At 44.1% G+C, this 16035-nt stretch carries 15 protein-coding genes; all 15 read left to right on the top strand.

The features are described from left to right. The first annotated feature begins 294 nt into the window (after positions 1-294). Positions 295-1695 (top strand): undecaprenyl-phosphate glucose phosphotransferase, encoded by a 1401-nt coding sequence (locus ATB78_RS07820; protein ID WP_039985258.1) that lies wholly within the window; start codon positions 295-297, stop codon positions 1693-1695. Beyond that, positions 1685-2911 carry an outer membrane beta-barrel protein gene (locus tag ATB78_RS07815; RefSeq protein WP_061008308.1) on the top strand — a complete coding sequence of 409 codons (1227 nt, stop codon included), beginning with the start codon at positions 1685-1687 and terminating at the stop codon, positions 2909-2911. Before ATB78_RS07820 ends, ATB78_RS07815 begins: the two co-directional genes overlap by 11 nt. 12 nt (positions 2912-2923) lie before the next feature. Beyond that, complete coding sequence (locus ATB78_RS07810) at positions 2924-3457, top strand: polysaccharide biosynthesis/export family protein (RefSeq protein WP_005441171.1); 534 nt, start codon at positions 2924-2926, stop codon at positions 3455-3457. Further along, entirely contained in the window at positions 3457-5652 is a 2196-nt protein-coding gene (locus ATB78_RS07805) for a polysaccharide biosynthesis tyrosine autokinase (RefSeq protein ID WP_061008307.1), read from the top strand. The genes ATB78_RS07810 and ATB78_RS07805 overlap by 1 nt, the downstream gene beginning before the upstream one ends. Next, a complete protein-coding gene (locus ATB78_RS07800; protein WP_061008306.1) occupies positions 5630-6445 on the top strand; it encodes a putative capsular polysaccharide synthesis family protein in 816 nt (271 codons plus the stop codon). The genes ATB78_RS07805 and ATB78_RS07800 overlap by 23 nt, the downstream gene beginning before the upstream one ends. Next, positions 6442-7494 (top strand): glycosyltransferase, encoded by a 1053-nt coding sequence (locus tag ATB78_RS07795; protein ID WP_061008305.1) that lies wholly within the window; start codon positions 6442-6444, stop codon positions 7492-7494. The genes ATB78_RS07800 and ATB78_RS07795 overlap by 4 nt, the downstream gene beginning before the upstream one ends. After that, a complete protein-coding gene (locus ATB78_RS07790; protein ID WP_061008304.1) occupies positions 7460-8722 on the top strand; it encodes an O-antigen ligase family protein in 1263 nt (420 codons plus the stop codon). Before ATB78_RS07795 ends, ATB78_RS07790 begins: the two co-directional genes overlap by 35 nt. 43 nt (positions 8723-8765) lie before the next feature. Next, positions 8766-9599 (top strand): putative capsular polysaccharide synthesis family protein, encoded by an 834-nt coding sequence (locus tag ATB78_RS07785; protein ID WP_005441181.1) that lies wholly within the window; start codon positions 8766-8768, stop codon positions 9597-9599. Then, complete coding sequence (locus ATB78_RS07780) at positions 9596-10627, top strand: glycosyltransferase (protein ID WP_061008303.1); 1032 nt, start codon at positions 9596-9598, stop codon at positions 10625-10627. Before ATB78_RS07785 ends, ATB78_RS07780 begins: the two co-directional genes overlap by 4 nt. An 8-nt stretch (positions 10628-10635) precedes the next feature. Continuing rightward, positions 10636-11943, top strand: a complete 1308-nt coding sequence (locus tag ATB78_RS07775) for an oligosaccharide flippase family protein (protein ID WP_061008302.1) — start codon at positions 10636-10638, stop codon at positions 11941-11943. A gap of 2 nt (positions 11944-11945) precedes the next feature. Next, positions 11946-12335: a VanZ family protein gene (locus ATB78_RS07770; protein ID WP_033006403.1), complete on the top strand. Its 390-nt coding sequence runs from the start codon at positions 11946-11948 to the stop codon at positions 12333-12335. Between the two features lie 98 nt (positions 12336-12433). Beyond that, positions 12434-13834 (top strand): serine hydrolase domain-containing protein, encoded by a 1401-nt coding sequence (locus tag ATB78_RS07765; protein WP_061008301.1) that lies wholly within the window; start codon positions 12434-12436, stop codon positions 13832-13834. A gap of 98 nt (positions 13835-13932) precedes the next feature. Continuing rightward, complete coding sequence (gene yqfB / locus ATB78_RS07760) at positions 13933-14253, top strand: N(4)-acetylcytidine aminohydrolase (RefSeq protein WP_005432046.1); 321 nt, start codon at positions 13933-13935, stop codon at positions 14251-14253. A gap of 50 nt (positions 14254-14303) precedes the next feature. After that, positions 14304-14891, top strand: a complete 588-nt coding sequence (locus ATB78_RS07755; protein ID WP_061008300.1) for a TetR/AcrR family transcriptional regulator — start codon at positions 14304-14306, stop codon at positions 14889-14891. Between the two features lie 102 nt (positions 14892-14993). Beyond that, positions 14994-16025, top strand: coding sequence for an NADP-dependent oxidoreductase (locus ATB78_RS07750; protein WP_061008299.1), 1032 nt, complete (start codon positions 14994-14996; stop codon positions 16023-16025). Positions 16026-16035 lie beyond the last annotated feature (10 nt).

Genomic DNA, 16035 nt, shown 5'->3' with positions numbered 1-16035 from the left:
TAAGTCTAAATTTTTATGGAAAATCCATCCATATAATACTTTTTCTCATTCCTACAGCCTAAGTACCAACTTTGTCTTAAACCTCCAAAGTCAGCCCATCCTCTAAATTTCATTCTTATTTCCACTTACCGAAATAACGTGAGTTTTTAAACTTATCTCGAAAATTATAAGAGCCTGAGTTTATAACGTCGGAAGCAAGTCGTCTGAGTACTTCTCTGTCTATTCAAACACTAAATCAACACTATCGAGTTCGGTCGCTGAGGAAAGGTAACGTACCGAAAAGGAAATTAGGATATGAAACATAAAGGACTTATTCGTTCTCATGAGGTGGAATTTGCATTTCTCTATCGCCTCACCGACCTTGCAGTCATTGTCTCATTCATGCTGTTTTTAATTCTGAATGACGCCAATACGTCGATTGAAAAGGACTACGTTATTCTGTCTTTCGTCAGCAGCGTGACTTTCTTCATCATTGCTGAAAGTGGCAAGCTCTACCGTTCTTGGCGAACCAGCTCATTCAAAGACCAAGTCTTCATTGTTTGTGTCTCATGGCTTGTGACTTGCGCATTCTTATTTATGGTTCTCTATTTCTCGCACGTCCATACTCTATTTGAACGTTATATTCTTGCGACTTGGTTATTGATTACGCCTGTACTTCTCCTCTCATGGCGCACGCTATTTCGAGTCGCGCTGGCTTACATGAGAAAGCTCGGATACAACACACGTACCGCCATCATCATAGGTCAAACACCGCATGGCCTCACCCTTGCCAACGAATTAAAGAACCATGCAGAGCATGGTGTGTTGTTTGATGGTTTCTATGACGAGCGATCGAAAGAGCGTTTACCTGAGTCAGAGTACCCAATCAAAGGCAACGTTGGGCTAGCACTTGAAAGAGCAAAGCGTGGCGAAGTCGATTACGTCTACATCGCGATGCCAATGCATGCGAATGAACGTATTGCACTGTTTCTGAATCAGTTCTCGGATACCACTGCTAATACCTATCTCATCCCTGATTTTTTCACTTACAACTTACTGCATTCGCGCTGGGATCAAATCGGCCAAGTTCAAACCTTGAGTGTATTTGATACGCCATTTGCAGGTATCTCATCATGGGTAAAAAGATTAGAAGACATCATCTTATCTAGCATCATCTTGCTACTTATCTCTCCGATTTTGCTCGCCATTTCTATCGGCATAAAAGCGACCTCTAAAGGTCCGGTGATCTTCAAACAATTCCGCTACGGTTTGGATGGAAGAAAAATCGAGGTCTGGAAATTTCGCTCAATGACCACGATGGAACAAGGCAGCGACGTTAAACAAGCCACCAAGAATGACCCACGTATCACGCCTTTCGGTGGGTTTCTTCGCCGAACTTCTCTTGATGAGTTACCGCAGTTTATCAACGTTCTTCAAGGCACGATGTCCATCGTAGGCCCACGTCCTCATGCGGTTTCGCACAACGAAGAGTACCGTCAGATTGTCGACCGATACATGCTTCGCCACAAAGTAAAACCGGGCATCACTGGCTGGGCGCAAATCAATGGCTATCGTGGTGAAACAGACACGCTCGACAAGATGGAAAAACGCGTCGAGTTCGACTTGGACTACATCCATCACTGGTCAGTTTGGATGGACATCAAGATCATCTTTCTTACGATTTTCAAAGGGTTTACTGGTTCCAATGCGTACTAAGTTCATCAACATGACAAAAGCGGCCGGTTTTGTGTCGATTGCTTTGGCTTCGCTTTCTGCGAACGCTGACCCAATGGCGTATAAAACGGATTCTGGGATTGAGTTCATCCCGACCTTAGGCGTGTTCTACGAAGGTGATGACAACATCAACAAGGCCGATCGTGGAGAGAACATCGAATCAGTCAACATTTGGGGCGTAGAGCCAGCCCTGCTGGCTAAAATTGAACGTAATCAATATCGAGCAAACATCCTGTACAAGCTGAGTGCCGGTTTCTCTTCCGATGATCAGAATGACTACGACGACCACACCTTTCAATTTACCAACTTTTTCGAGTTCAACCATCGCAATCGTCTAGTGGTTGACTATCAGTTTCGTGCGCAGCATGAAGAAAAAGGGGAGGACTTTACCGAAGGGCAAGGCAGCTTATTAAACGAACCCGTTGAGTTTCATCGCAACGACGTGAGAACAAACTATGTATTTGGCTCTGAAGGCTCAAAAGGTAGGCTGGAATTGGGTGTTGGCTATCGAGACAAAACTTACCAAAACTACCGTGATGGCTTGCCGGGAAAACCTGACGCCAAGACCAAATACAACGACTTTCGCGCCCCAAACGCGCACTTAGAGTTTTATCTTCGAGCAACACCAAGAACATATTGGTTGGTTGGTACTCAACAAATGAGCACCGATTACCTTTCAGACAATCCTTCAGTGCCATCAAAAGACAGTTACTCTGGTTTCTACTACACCGGTGCACAGTGGGAAGTCACAGGGAAAACCAAAGGTATCGCCCGTTTAGGTTATCAAATTAAAGACTTTGACAGCCATCAACGCGAGACCTTTAACGGCTTCAGTTGGGACATCGGATTAGAGTGGCTACCTCAAGAGCACTCGTTGATTACGCTCAAAACCACTCAAGCCGCAGTGAGTCCAGATCAAGATGGTGATTACGACTTACAAACTCGCTATCAGTTAAACCTCAAGCACGATTGGAATAGTTATCTCACGACACGCTTAGGTGCGCTTTATCAAGAGGATGACTATACCGGTGTCACTCGTAAAGAAGACCGCTATGCCCTCTCTGCAGGGCTCGATTACCAAATCAAACGATGGGTTTTACTTCAAGCCGATTGGCGCTACCAAGATAAGAGCTCCAACTGGCAAGGCTACAGCTTTGACCAAAACGTTTGGTCCCTTAGTGCTCGATTCTCTTTGTAACAAGGAATGTGAATGAACTTACTAGCAACGTTATTTGGCTTGGTACTTGTGCTTCTTAGCACACCTTCTTTTGCCAGTGCCAATGAGCAAGATTACTTACTCGACACTGGTGACACAATTTCGGTTCAAGTTTACGGTGAGGAAGATCTTTCCATAAAGAACATTCTGATCACTTCAGACGGCTATTTTGATTACCCATACCTTGGACGCATCAAGGCCATCAACAAAACCCCTAAACAGCTTAAATACGAAATAGAAACGGGATTAAAAGGCGACTACCTGATCAACCCAAAGGTAATGGTAACCATCAATAGTTTTCGACTTTTCTACGTCAATGGCGAAGTGAGAAAACCTGGCGGATTTGAATATCAGCCCGGCTTAACCATAGAGAAAGCTATCGCCCTTGCCGGTGGCCTAACCGATAGAGCCTCTCGCAAAAGCATTAACCTAACCCAACACAACACGGGTAAAACCGTGGAAAGCGTCAGCATGCAGCGCTCTGTAGAACCTGGCGACATTGTATTTATCGATCAGAGCTTCTTCTAATGACAGGCAATTCAATGAACGGAACTCATTCTACTCACCCTTCTTCGAATCACGTCGAGTTGATTCGTTTTGGGCATCACTTTAGAACACTCAAAAAAAACTGGTTGAGCATCCTCGCTTTCACCATCATTTTTTCTTTGACCTGTACTTGGTATATCTATTCTAAGAAGTCGGTATACCAAGCCACGGCAACCCTTCTTATCCAAGAAGAGCAGAAAAGCGCCCTTTCGATAGAAGAAGTTTACGGTGTAGATACGACCAAAAAAGAGTACTTCCAAACTCAAATTGCGATCCTGAAATCAAACCATATCGCAGACAAAGTGATCACACAGTTGAACTTAACCAAGCATCCCGAGTTCACCAGTGCCAGCGGCTTAAAGCAGAAAATAGATGAAGTAAAAGCCATCCCATTTGTACAGGACTTACTTCATGTTGCACCGAATCCAAAGGAAACCTCGCAACACACTAAGCCTTATTATCAAGCACTCCAAACCTTCAAGAGAAAGCTTGAGATTGAGCCTGTACGCAATACTCAGTTGGTGAGAATTCGTTTCCGCTCGACTGACCCTCAATTAGCGACAACCATCGCAAACGCCGTTGGTCAGGCTTATATCGACGCTAACTTCGAAGCAAAGCTCGTTGTGACACAAAATGCAGCGACTTGGTTAACCAATAACTCACAGAAGCTCGAAGAACGATTAAGAGCTTCTGAACAAGCTTTACAAGACTTCTTGATGCAGGAAGGACTCATCGATATTAATGGCATTGATGATATTTACGCCAATGAACTCGAAGAACTCAACCGTAAATTGAACGCCGCAGTCAATAAACGTATCGAAGCCCAAACTCTGATTGAATTGCTAAAACGTAAGTCATCTCAAGACTTAGATAGCCTATTGTCGATCGACGAATTTGCCAACCAAGCACAGATCCGTGATTTAAAGCTTTCAGAAGCCCAAGCGGCCAAAAACGTCTCTGAACTCTCTCAACGATACGGTCCAAAACACGATCGTATGATTCAAGCGAAAGCACAATTAGCTTCGATTCAAGCAAGAACGCAGCGACTGATTCGCGAAATTTCCTTTAGTAAACAACAAGACTTACTCGCTGCTAAGTCACAAGAAGATCTATTACGAGCAGAACTAGACAGCAAGAAGTCTGACTTCCAAATGTTGGGCTCACAAAAAGCGCGCTACGAGCAACTCAAGCGCGAAGTGGAATCAAACAAAGACTTGTACGAAGCATTCTTAAACCGCGAAAAAGAGACGAACGCGACCAGCGATTACAAAAACGTTACGGCGCGATTTACCGATCCTGCAATCGTGCCACTCTTCCCTATTGCGCCTCAACGCATGAAGTTAGTCCTGATTGCGACCCTCTTTGGTTTCGCTATCGCGTGTGCGCTTGTGATCATCTTGGAAACATTACGAGAAGTGATTCGCACCTCATCGGATGTACAAGACAAACTTGGAGTCACTTGCCTTGGCACTATTCCAAAGGTGAAAAAGCGCAGCTTAAAACAAGGTGGAGTGACTTATTCAGCATACTTAGATCAGGATGAAAAGCTCTTTAGTGAAGCTTGTCGCTCGGTTCGAACCTCACTATTGCTGAGATTGACCAACACGAAACAAAAAGTATTGCCCTTTACTTCTGCTATACCGGAAGAAGGCAAAACATCCACCAGCATCAATATGGCCGTCTCTTTCTCGACGATGGAGAAGGTGCTACTTATTGATTGCGACTTACGCAGACCATCATTGGCTAAGCGATTCAATCTTCCTGAATCAAACCCGGGACTGACCAATATCCTCACCATGGATACGCCTTTGAGTGAGTGTATTGTTCGTAGTGACGAAGCGAACTTGGATGTGTTGCCGGCAGGCATTATTCCACCAAACCCGCAAGAGTTATTAGCTTCCGAGCGGTTCGAAAAGCTCCTTGAATACCTCAAGAGTAAATACGACCGCATCATCATCGACACCCCACCACTGCTTTCAGTGAGCGACGCGTTAATCCTTGGCCAAAAAGCCAACGGGCTGATTACGGTCATTCGCTCTGAATCCACCAAAGCATCACTGGTTAACGTAGCGTTATCTAAGCAAATTCAACACTCAATACCATCACTTGGCGTTCTGATCACTCAAACAAAATCTAAGGAAGGAGAAGCGCTTTATGTCCAAAAATACGCCTACTAATCAAAGTATGCAGTGGTATCAGCTCCTCAAAAGCCAAGCAGAACCGGTACTCATTTATCAAATGGGCAAAGTGGGCTCTAGCGCATTGGAAAAGTCGATCCCAAATTCGCTTCACCTGCACGATTTGATGTCAATTGAAGCTGGGAAACAGATTTCACCCGTTCGAGCTCAGCTGCATAAACCCATCACGAACCATGTGAAACGCATTTTGAAGCGAGCCATCATGGTCAATATGCTTAAGCGTAAACAGCAGGTACGTATTATCTCCCTAGTTAGAGAGCCGGTGGGTCGAAACATCTCCATGTTCTTTCAATCACTGCCGTTTTGGATGGCGGATAAGTACCTGAAAGACGACAGTGCCGTGCGTTCCGAGCGTCCTCAATTGCTTCATGAAGCGTTTGAAGAACACGTAAACCACCAATATCCGCTCCAGTGGTTTGATAATGAAATCAAAGCACTGACAGGCATCGATGTTTTCGCTCAGCCTTTCGATCAAGAGCTTGGTTATCAAACCTATCAAAATCGTAACTTCTCACTCATGGTGATTCGTATCGATAAGCTCGATCAATCACAACAGGCTATTAGTGATTTCCTGCAACAAGACATCACCGTCGTTCACGAAAACCAAGCCGACAACAAATGGTATTCGCCATTGATTAAAGAGTTTAAAAGCTCATACCAGCCAAAATCCGAGTTTGTTGAAGAAATGCTTTCGTCAACGCTGACTAGGCATTTCTTTACCGCGCCTGAAATTGAAAAGTTCAAACAAAAGTATCTAGCGGCCAAGTCATGAAAACTAAAATACTTCACATTATCAATGATCTATCTAAGAACGGCGGTGCTCAAAAGTTTCTCGTTGATTTGGTTATGGAGCACACATCTGAGTATGAGATCAAAGTTCTCGTGCTCTGTGATGACAACGATTATTTAGAGCAACTCACTTCCAAGAACATTGAATGCTTTAACTGGCAAACCCTCTCCCTCAAAGAGAAATGGACTTTGTTGCGCTGGCCAGATCTCGTGCATGGGCATTTATACCCATCAATCTACCTCGCATTACTCGCTGTGGGTAAAAAGCGAATTCAGACCGAGCATTGCTCATATAATCGCCGTCGTGACTACCCATTGTTTAAGTTTATGGAATTCCTGCTGTATCGCGGCCATAACCTTACAGTGAGCATCAGTGAAAAAGTACAAGAAGAGCTGGTTAAGTTCATGCCGCATTTTGAACATAAATACCGTGTCGTGCATAACGGTGTGGATTTAGCTCGCTTTCCTCTTACGGTAAAGTCAGGCAGTCAACTTACGAGCAAATCGACGATCAACATCGGAATGGTGGGTCGTCTGCATGAACACAAAGACCATGAAACGCTGATTCGCGCCGTTGCCCAACTCCCCTCACACTACCATCTCCACTTAGCGGGGGATGGCGTTAAGCGAAGTGAACTCGAATCTCTAAGCCGAGAGCTCAATATTACTCAGCACGTTCACTTCCATGGTGTTGTCTCGGACATTCCCGCCTTCTTGTCTGATATGGACGTATATGTTCAGTCTTCACATGTGGAAGGCTTCGGTTTAGCCGCGGTTGAAGCCATGGCTGCTGGTTTGCCTGTTCTCTCTTCTGATGTGCCTGGGCTAGATGAAGTCATGGGTAGCGATACTTACCTGTTCAAAGTCGGCCAACCAGACCAACTAGCCGAGAAGCTCACGCAGCTATGTAACACCGCAGAGCTTTACCAACAAGCAAGCGAATATTCAGTGAATCGCGCCAAGCTCTACACTATCGACAAGTTCCGAGATGGATACTATGGCATTTACCAACAACTTTGCGCCAGCAAGTAACCGTATCGCGCTACTGGCGGCGATAACTCTGGCTCTTTTCTTTGTTCCAGTAAAAGTTAGAGCAGGTGGAGTTGCATTAGCACCATCTGATATTGCGAGTTTGCTGTCATTAGGATTAGCAGCGCTTGTGGTGATTGAAGGTAAGGCGCATAAGCTCTTTCACCCTTGCCTCGGCTTCGCACTGCTGTTTACCAGCTATGTATTTATCAATGGCCTGCTCAACCGTGTCCCCCTACTACCGTTGATTACCGAGACGGTACAGTGGATAGCGATCCTCAGTTTATTAGGTGTGTTGTTCGCCTATGGAGTATTTGATGATGAACGGGTGATGGTATACCTCACCTATTGTCTTGTACTGATTTGCTCTCTAGTAGCAGCATGGCACTTCGCACAAGGTTACCACAGCGGTTTTAAGCTACTTGGCGTAAGTAAGTATGCTTTCGGCGTACTCTGTTCCCTACTCTATTTGTATCGTGACCGAATTAGAGCATTCCCTTTCTTAATGCTGTTTGCTTTTGCTCTTCTTCTACTCTCACAAGAGAGAAAAGCACTACTCGGTTTCTGTTTGTTAGTCTTCGTTGATCAATTGGTGATTAAAAGGCTAATACGCCAGACTATTAGCGAGACTTATACATGGACAGTATTAATCGCGAGCGCTTTAATTGTCTTGGCAACCGTCTCTACCACCCTTTATTTTGGCTTTGATCAGTTCGCAGACAAGCTTGAAATAACCCAAGAAGACATCCTGTTTGCGAATCAAAGTGAAGCTCGTTGGATCTCCAATTTACACCGTAAATTGCTGCTAGCAAATGGCTTAGACATCTTACTTCAACACCCTATTTTAGGCGTTGGGGCAAAGATGCTACCTAACTATATGATCAACTACTTCAATTACGATGAACTCGCGATTTACACCCATAACTTCATTCTCGACACTTCAATCGAATACGGTTTGCTTGGTATCGCTTTGTTGTTTGGTGGTTATTTCTTATTTATGAAGTTTTGCTTCAACACATTGAAAGAAAACAGAAAAAGCCTATTACTTTCCATCTATGCGCTGATTATGGTGTTTTTCGTTGCCGTCAACACCACCATCATTTTAATACTTTTACTACCCGTCATGATGGGCAAAAAACGGCATCATAGTCTTCAGACAGAACAGCAAAAACAAACTGATCATCACCATCAATCTGAATTACCAATTCCGCCAATAACAAACAATCAATAAACGCCGCGGAACAACGAACTTATAGTTATCAAGGATAGGATAAATGAAATATTCAATCTCTCGACAATTTGAAAAAAACCGAGAACTTCAAGCCGACAATTTCGTATTGGTTTATCAAATGGGCAAAGTAGGTTCTTCGTCTATTGAGCACACGTTAGGTGAAAGAAAAATACCGAGTTACCACATCCATACCTTTGATGATCATGAAGAATTTCACATGTATCACAACAAAAAGGATGTAAGTAAGTTCTTTGATTTTAAGAATCGCACCATGTATCGCTTAGTCTTAAACAAGCGTAAACGCATCTTGCAAAAACGTGAACACATTAAAATCGTCACACTCGTTCGAGATCCTATCGCGACCGTTTTCTCTCGATTTTTCCAAGACTTACATCTTCAGTTTATTGAAGGTAAGAAAAATGACGCGATTCATCGCGATATGGATGTGACCTACAAACACTTGGAGCATTGCTTCGATAACTACATCAACCTGAATTACTTCGCTAACTGGTTTGATAACGAACTTAAGCGCAACTTCAACATTGATGTGTTACGCCAAGAACTGGATAACACACAACCTTTCTATACGTTTAATAACGATCAAGCGAGCGTTATCTTGATCAAATGTGAACAACTGAGCTCACTCGATCAAGAGATTGGTGAGTTTCTTCAACTCGATGACTTCATTCTTAAAAACAGTAATGAAGCAAAGAACAAGTGGTATTCCAACATCCACCAGTACTTCAAAGAACACTACGACTTTTCCAAGCTTTTTTACATGTATGACCTCCCTCTTTATCGCCATGTTTACTCAGAACAAGAGCGTGAAGCTTTCAAAAATAAGTGGAAGCAAACACCAGGGACAAAGTCAGCATGAAAAAAGTATTGCACATTACCGAAGCCTTTGGTGGCGGGGTTCAAACGGCACTTTATAGCTACGTCCATTCGTCACGTTCTGAACCTTTCGAGCACTCATTGCTCGCCCGTGCACGCTCAAATGATATGACGAACGAATCCAGTAATCATGTCTTCCAACATACGAAATGGGTCGAAGGTGGCTTATTACAATTTATGAAAGATGCGAACGCCTTTATCAGTGAATTAAAGCCAGACATTGTTCATTTGCATTCGAGTAAAGCTGGCTTCTTAGGGCGCTTTTTAAAGCTCGGTGGAGCACGTTTAATCTACACACCACATTGCTATGCATTTGAGCGTGAAGATATCTCCGGTTTTGCTCGCCACGTATATAAGACGTTAGAAAAAGTCCAAATGAACAAGATTGATGTTGTCGCAGGTTGCAGTCAGCGTGAGTGCGATTTGGCTGTCAGCATTGGTGCAAAACGAGCAGAGTTGCTCAATAACTACGTGACTTACGAGAGTAACGAACGACCAAAAAGCGAAACGCTATCCAGCTTAAAACTTGTAGTACTTGGCCGGGTCGCCCCACAAAAAGATCCGCAATTCCTGCTCGACACGTTAAGTCATATCAAACAATCCGACCTAACACGCGAGTTCGATATCACTTGGATTGGCGGAGGTGATACAGAACTCGAAGATCAGTTGCGTAGTCATGGGATAACAGTAACAGGGATGATTCCACGTAATGAAGTCGTGAGCTTACTGAAAAACTCAGATTTGTATTTGCATACCGCCGCTTGGGAAGGAATGCCACTCACCATCCTTGAAGCAGCAAAAATGCATTTACCTATGGTTATTCGTTCTATCGGCGCAACGAAAGACCTGAATTATCCGTTCTTAGCGCAAAGTCCTCATGACATGGCGAAGCAGTTGACTCATTGCATCAACCACTACCATGAAATTGACTTTCATCCGTACACGATTGGGCTCAACGAAGCGTTCAGTGAAGAGAAGCAACGTTTGGCGTTAAACAGCATCTATAACTAAGGTTTTCTATGCTTCAATCCATTAGTCAAAAGCTCCAAAACTTACCGAGTGAAAAGAAGCAGTTCTTCTCACTCGGTGCCGCGACCGGGATAGTCAAAGCCCTCGCCGCTTTCTTCGCTTTCTTACTCACCCTAGTAGTATCAAGATACTCTGACGCCAACACCGCGGGTCAGTTCTTTTATCTGTTTAACCTTGTTTCCTTAGTCGCCATTATTGCTCAATTGGGCTTCAATATTTCTTTGGTTAAGTTCAATGCCATTGCGTTTAAAAGCCAAAACAGGAGTGAGCAAAGTAACAATTATCGGATTGCTTTAGTACGCAGCCTTTTTTTCAGCTTTCTCGCATGTGCTCTTATTTACTTGGCGTTTATCACCTTCCCAAGCCAACTCAACACCACTAACGTATCTGATTTCTCACTTATATTCGCGCTTGCGGCTATTCCTCTCCTCGTGATCGGTCAAACCAACAGTCGAGTACTACAAGCAAGCAAGAGAATGATTTCATCTCTTATCGCACTGCAATTGGGCGTCAGCTTTCTTATGGTGCTATTGATTATTGCTGCGAGACCATCATTGTTGATCAGCACAGATACTTTGATGGCCTTACTCTTAATTGCAGCAGCGATTGTTGCATTACAGTCGACGCTTCAATGGGTTCGTTCTGGCGAATATCAACATGGAAAAACGAGAGCAAACAGCAAACTCTCCTATTCAGCCAAACAAGTCTGGATTGGAAGTATCTTCACCAATTTGGTCCAGTGGGGAAGCTTAGTCATTGCAGGGTTCTTCATCTCAACTTCTGAGCTTGGCTTACTTGCCGCAGCACAGAGAACATCATTGCTCATTGGCTTTGTCCTCATCACCATCAACTTCGTTGTCGCGCCTATGTTTGCCTCACTCTACAAAGAGGGCAAGATGGATCGATTACGTAATCTTAGCCGCCTTGCGTGTCGTGCGAATATCGCAGCCGCAACCATTCCGGTGATTGTTTGTGTCTTGTTCCCTGAGTTTGTGATGCAGTTATTTGGCAAAGAGTTTGTTGCTGCTGCCCCACTCCTTATCGCACTGTCTTTAGGGCAATTAATCAACGTAGCAACAGGCTCGGTTGGTTTCCTATTACTCATGAGCGGGCACGAAAAAACGATGAAATACATCACTATCATGTCTGGAGTTGTTTCAATCTTGCTGCTGATTGCTCTATCTCAATTCTATGGCGTTCTGGGGGCTGCTTGGGCCATCGCTATTGGCTTAGCGATTCAAAATCTAGCCGCGCTGTATTTTGTGAAACGTTACTTAGGCTTCTTTCCTGTGGGGTAAACATGACAAATACGATTGCAAGAGTTAGCTTTATTGGCGTATTGCTACTGACCGTGTCTCTATCACTTTGGAAGAGCTCAGACATCGACCATAACATGTATCAAAGCATGGAGAACTACGTCGGTGGTTCGAGCACGTTACACTTCACCTTTAGCCTATTGATTGGGTTTCTTGCAGTGTTTAACTTCCCTAAATGGGTGAAAGCAACAAAAGCAGATATGTTTGGCATTCGCCTACTGATTATTCTGCTGTGTATCGTTTCTCTTGAAGAGTTTAGTCAGCTGTTTATCGAAACTCGCTCATTCAGTTTTGATGATTTAAGCACCAACTGGATAGGTATCATTTTGGGCTATTTCTGTGCCAAACTTATAAAACTCTTTGCTAGTCAGTGATTTTTCCGGCGTACACGCCACTCTAAATCGACAAACTACACGCCTGTCCTCCACAGGCGTTATACTCTCTCTATCCTTTCTCCATTCTGTACAGCGCCTTGATTTTAAAAAGAACACTTTCTCGAATTGCATTCAAATCCGCTATTGCCTTAGTTGCTACGCTCTCGTGCATAACACAAGTACAAGCACAGGAAGGCAAACTCACTGTCATCAACAGTTATATCGACGATCTCTTCACATACAACAAAGCCATGGGCAGCTTCACTATTTTGGATAAAGGTAACGTGGTGTTGGACAAACAAACTGGTTACTCAAACCGTAAAATTGGTTTATTAGCCAGCCGTGGTTATGTTCCTGCAGACAGCTCAAGCCCATACAAAGTAGCATCTATCTCCAAAACCATGACGGCGACCATGGTGATGCAGTTAATTGAAGCAAATAAGCTTAGTTTGAACACCAAACTGAACGACTTCTTTCCTGAGATTAGCAACGCTGAGCACATCAGCATCAGAGATTTGCTCCAACACCGCTCTGGGTTGGTGAACTTTATTGATGAACCCGACTTTCTGAGTTACTACACAAAACCTCAAACGCAAGCACAAATGATTGCGAGATTGGCCGCGCTGCCCTCTAACTTTCCGCCAGGTAGTCAATATGAATACTCAAACGCAAATTACCTTTTGCTAGGCTATATCATTGAAAAAGTGACGGGAAAGAGCTTTGACGAGGTACTCTGCGATCAAATCACGCAACCATTGAACTTAACGCACACTCAGTATTGTCTTGATCTCAAGGCGTGCGATATTCACATTACTTCGTTCTATTACTGGAACAACGCATGGGTGGCAATCACACCACACTGGTCGCCAACCGTAACAGGTGCAGCGGCGAGCATTACATCAACAACACTCGATGTTTCTCGGTTTATTCGGGCACTGTTCCAAGGTGAGTTGCTTTCGAACGAAACAGTGAAAATGATGACGAAGAAGTATTTTGGTATTTACAGCCCTGAATACTCGCAGCTGGAGCGCTATGGACACGATGGCATCTTGGAAGGTTATCGCTCGTCAATGTTGTACTTCCCCAAACAAGATGTTGCGATAGTCATCTCAATCAACGGACTTCATGAAACCTATGACGACATTGTGAGAAATATTGTCGGTTTGTACTTTGATGAGAAGGTTGAACTGCCAGATTATGACCGCCCAAACATGACAATGAATGAAGGGCAACTTAAGGCCTTCACTGGAACATACAAAGCCTTGGATGGCCAAAAGGTAGTAGAGGTATTCATTGATGATGGGGCATTAAAAGCTCAGATGGTAGGTCAACCTTCATTTACTTTCATTCCAATGACGGAAAACGAGTTCGAGAACAAAGCTTTCGGCATAATTTTAACCTTCAGCCCTGTCAAAAATGAACAGGGAAAGACCAATAACGTTAAAGCAAAAAGTGGTAATCATACTGAGACCTACTACCGACTACGCTCCTCGAAATAGCAACTCAGCGCAGGTTTCCTCGGTTAGCACTTTTTTGGATATTTTTCTTAAAGGGCGAGATATACTCTTGCCCTATTACATTAATATGAGCATCGGTTATGTCTTCACATCCAACTAAAATCACTTTCTTTGAATTCCTAACACCACTTATCACTGCGGGTAAAAAGACAATCACGATTCGTGATGAATCAGAAAGCCACTACGTGCCAAACACTGAAGTGGAAGTGTTCACCCTAGAAACAGACCGTAAGGTGTGTGACATCAAAATCCTATCAGTGGCACCACTGAAGTTTGATGACATCAACGAGTTCCACGCAGAACAAGAAGCGATTGAACTGCCAAAACTGAAAGAGCTTATTCGCGAGATCTATCCGAATATCGATGAACTGTATGTGATTGAATACGAACTGATCAAATAAGAACCATAATTTACTAGACGACTGGTCTAATTGCTTTTATAGTATTGCTCATGAACGCAAAAACGAACGATACACGCCAACACATTCTCGATGTCGGCTACCAATTGGTAGTGACCAAAGGTTTTACGAGCGTTGGGCTCTCAGAACTTTTAAAGGCAGCGGATGTGCCGAAAGGCTCTTTCTACCATTACTTTAAGTCGAAAGAGCAATTTGGTGAGGCATTGATTGAAGATTACTTCTCTCGCTACCTTGAGATGATCACAGCCCACTTTACTGAAAGTGAAGGCTCTGGATGCGACCGCCTTTTGAGCTATTTTGAGCGCTGGATGGCGATTGAAAATGGCCAATGTAACGCCAACAAATGCTTGGTCGTGAAGTTGAGTGCTGAAGTCTCTGATCTTTCAGAAGCAATGCGCGTAAAACTGGCTTCGGGTGCCACTCAAGTGGTGAAAGCCATCGAAGATTGTGTCCAAGCAGGCATTGAAGACAGCTCTATCCAAGTCGAGTCAGCAGAACAAACAGCCCACTTGATTTACCATCAATGGATTGGCGCAAGCTTACTCAACAAACTGTATCAGGATCGTTCCGGTTTAATGCGTAGCTTTGAGAGCACTCAAAGTATGCTAAAAGGCAAATAACGAACCACACTTAATCCGCCTTATCTTTACCCAAAAAGTACGGCGGATTTTTTAGGAATCAAAACTAGACGACTGGTCTAATAATTAATATAGGAACTTACCATGACCCAAACGCTCAACCGTCAAATCGTATTGGCTAACCGTCCAAAAGGTTCGCCAGTCCCAGAGAACTTCCGTTTAGAACAGGCTGCCATCCCTACCCCGAGTGAAGGGGAAGTGCTTTTACGTAGCGTGTACCTGTCTCTTGACCCATATATGCGCGGCCGTATGAATGAAGGCAAATCCTACGCTGATCCGGTAGAGCTAAACGATGTGATGGTTGGCGGAACCGTTTGTCAGGTGGTGGAATCGAAGAACTCTGACTTCCAAACTGGCGAATGGGTGGTAGCTTACACAGGCTGGCAAGATTACGCGCTATCTAACGGCGAAGGTCTGTTTAAATTAGGCAGCGAGCCGACACATCCGTCTTATGCCCTGGGTGTGCTTGGTATGCCTGGCTTTACCGCTTATGTGGGTTTATTGGAAATTGGTCAGCCTAAAGCTGGTGATACTCTAGTTGTCGCAGCTGCAACCGGTGCGGTTGGTTCTATGGTTGGTCAAATCGGTAAGCTAAAAGGTTGCCGCGTGATTGGTGTCGCAGGCGGTGCAGAGAAGTGTCAGTACGCAAAAGAGACCCTAGGCTTTGATGAATGTCTTGACCACACCGCAGATGACTTTGCAGAGCAGCTAACAGCAACATGCGACAAAGGTATCGATGTCTACTTTGAAAACGTAGGCGGTAAAGTCTTTGACGCGGTATTGCCTCTGCTTAATGTCGGCGCTCGCGTACCACTTTGTGGTTTGATTTCTCAATACAACGCGACAGCGTTACCAGAAGGTCCAGATCGTATGTCGATGCTGATGGGTAACATTCTGGTTAAACGCATCAAGATGCAAGGCTTCATCATTTTTGACCACTACGAGCAAAGCTACACAAACTTCGTCAAAGATGTAAGCCAATGGCTAGCAGAAGGCAAAATCCACTATCGCGAACATCTAGTAGAAGGTTTAGAAAACGCGCCAGAGGCATTCATCGGTCTACTGGAAGGCAAAAACTTCGGCAAACTTGTTATTCAAACCAATCAACCTGTATAAGAAAGGATTC

Source organism: Vibrio sp. CUB2, from assembly GCF_001557945.1.
Taxonomy (GTDB): domain Bacteria; phylum Pseudomonadota; class Gammaproteobacteria; order Enterobacterales; family Vibrionaceae; genus Vibrio; species Vibrio owensii.
Note: the sequence above shows the minus strand (reverse complement) of the source record. Positions and strands in the feature narration are given on the sequence as shown.

What these genes read in the sequence shown, in the direction of transcription:
- ATB78_RS07770 (WP_033006403.1), top strand. Translation starts at nt 11,946, where the DNA reads ATGACAAATACGATTGCAAGAGTTAGCTTTATTGGCGTATTGCTACTG.
- ATB78_RS07755 (WP_061008300.1), top strand. Translation starts at nt 14,304, where the DNA reads ATGAACGCAAAAACGAACGATACACGCCAACACATTCTCGATGTCGGC.
- yqfB (WP_005432046.1), top strand. Translation starts at nt 13,933, where the DNA reads ATGTCTTCACATCCAACTAAAATCACTTTCTTTGAATTCCTAACACCA.
- ATB78_RS07785 (WP_005441181.1), top strand. Translation starts at nt 8,766, where the DNA reads ATGAAATATTCAATCTCTCGACAATTTGAAAAAAACCGAGAACTTCAA.
- ATB78_RS07805 (WP_061008307.1), top strand. Translation starts at nt 3,457, where the DNA reads ATGACAGGCAATTCAATGAACGGAACTCATTCTACTCACCCTTCTTCG.
- ATB78_RS07795 (WP_061008305.1), top strand. Translation starts at nt 6,442, where the DNA reads ATGAAAACTAAAATACTTCACATTATCAATGATCTATCTAAGAACGGC.
- ATB78_RS07775 (WP_061008302.1), top strand. Translation starts at nt 10,636, where the DNA reads ATGCTTCAATCCATTAGTCAAAAGCTCCAAAACTTACCGAGTGAAAAG.
- ATB78_RS07800 (WP_061008306.1), top strand. Translation starts at nt 5,630, where the DNA reads ATGTCCAAAAATACGCCTACTAATCAAAGTATGCAGTGGTATCAGCTC.
- ATB78_RS07810 (WP_005441171.1), top strand. Translation starts at nt 2,924, where the DNA reads ATGAACTTACTAGCAACGTTATTTGGCTTGGTACTTGTGCTTCTTAGC.
- ATB78_RS07790 (WP_061008304.1), top strand. Translation starts at nt 7,460, where the DNA reads ATGGCATTTACCAACAACTTTGCGCCAGCAAGTAACCGTATCGCGCTA.
- ATB78_RS07750 (WP_061008299.1), top strand. Translation starts at nt 14,994, where the DNA reads ATGACCCAAACGCTCAACCGTCAAATCGTATTGGCTAACCGTCCAAAA.
- ATB78_RS07820 (WP_039985258.1), top strand. Translation starts at nt 295, where the DNA reads ATGAAACATAAAGGACTTATTCGTTCTCATGAGGTGGAATTTGCATTT.
- ATB78_RS07780 (WP_061008303.1), top strand. Translation starts at nt 9,596, where the DNA reads ATGAAAAAAGTATTGCACATTACCGAAGCCTTTGGTGGCGGGGTTCAA.
- ATB78_RS07815 (WP_061008308.1), top strand. Translation starts at nt 1,685, where the DNA reads ATGCGTACTAAGTTCATCAACATGACAAAAGCGGCCGGTTTTGTGTCG.